General features: G+C 38.7%; 1 protein-coding gene and 1 pseudogene. Both read right to left on the reverse strand.

The features are described from left to right. Positions 1-552: pseudogene (locus HUS61_RS21570) on the reverse strand (UDP-forming cellulose synthase catalytic subunit); the annotation flags it as partial. Continuing rightward, positions 542-760 (reverse strand): cellulose synthase operon protein YhjQ/BcsQ (locus tag HUS61_RS21155; RefSeq protein WP_220094690.1); only part of this gene is annotated, 219 nt, incomplete at its 5' end. The pseudogene HUS61_RS21570 and the gene HUS61_RS21155, both read right to left, overlap by 11 nt.

Below are 760 nucleotides of genomic sequence, written 5' to 3' on the forward strand. Positions count from 1 at the left end.
AATGAGAGTGAAAAAAGCGACCTTTAAGGTGCTGTTTTTCCAAAGTGGAGAGCGACTCACTGCTTTATATGGTTTAGTTTTTGTTTGCTTTCTAGCAACTAACCAAAGCCCTTTAAAAGAGCGTACTAGTTTACTGTCTGCCAGTCTCAATAAGCGAGCTGATCGCGTGATTTTACGCCAAGATTTACGCTGCTCAACGGCGATATGTTGCTGTGAGGTTGTGGTGGTATTGAATAGCGTAAGGTACACGCTTTGCAATGCAATCCGAATGCAATTGCTTGGTGTAAGTACTGGTTGAGAAACATGAGGGTACAAGCGTTTAAGTTTGAGCTTTAACTCACGTTTTTTATTGTTTTCTAATTTAATAAACAATGACAAAAAAAGCACAAAGAAGGGGAGTAAAATCGCTCCCAATAGGCTCATTTTGTGTTGGTTGTAATAACTATAAAATTTTATAAATACAAAGCGCACAAGTTGCTTCGTTAAAAACAACCCTAAAATACCTTTAAGTAGTCGGTGTGTGATACCGAGTGAATGGATGCTATTGGTCATTCTGACTCGCGCGGCTTACAAGCCAACCGGCTAGCGTTTCAAAGTCATCATTAGCAACGCTGTATGGAGCACAGTTAATTGCCACATTTCTAAATGCAGTTGCTTCTTTGATGACTTCATCTTTATTGATATATAAAGGTGCAATTAATGGTAATTCAGTTTGCCAAAGCTGCAATAAATCTGATTCAAGCTCAGAGGCTGAATTATA

It is taken from the genome of Pseudoalteromonas sp. 0802 (assembly GCF_013350085.1).
In the GTDB taxonomy this organism is placed as follows: Bacteria; Pseudomonadota; Gammaproteobacteria; order Enterobacterales; family Alteromonadaceae; genus Pseudoalteromonas.